At 69.5% G+C, this 374-nt stretch carries 1 protein-coding gene; it reads right to left on the bottom strand.

Translation table 11 applies throughout. The annotated features are described in order from the left end of the window. The coding region (locus JHD74_RS26940; RefSeq protein WP_199063930.1) for a hypothetical protein at positions 1–374 on the bottom strand (374 nt) is incomplete at both ends.

Here is a 374-nt window from a genome sequence, read left to right as displayed (position 1 = left end):
CCCCCCCCCCCCCCCCCCCCCCCCCCCCCCCCCCCCCCCCCCCCCCCCCCACCCCCCCTTTTTCAAGCCGACTCCGGCATACGCGATGATACCTCCTGTCTCGTGGGCTCGGAGATGTGTATACGAGCCCGGTTACCTGCAGGGCCTTTTGCTCACGCTCTTTGGTCTGGGCAGACAACTGTTCTTGCAGCTTCGCCAACGCCTGCTGGTTTTTTTGCGCCGATTCTTTGTTGCGCGTCGTCAGTTGATCTCTGTCTCTTATACACATCTGACGCTGCCGACGATGCCAACTGGGTGGAGGGGTCGGGGGTGGCGGGGGGGTGGGGGGGGGGGGGGGGGGGGGGGGGGGGGGGGGGGGGGGGGGGGGGGGGGGG

The sequence above is a fragment of the Serratia sp. ASV30 genome, from assembly GCF_016428815.1.
GTDB classification, from domain to species: domain Bacteria; phylum Pseudomonadota; class Gammaproteobacteria; order Enterobacterales; family Enterobacteriaceae; genus Chania; species Chania fonticola_C.
Note: the sequence above shows the minus strand (reverse complement) of the source record. Positions and strands in the feature narration are given on the sequence as shown.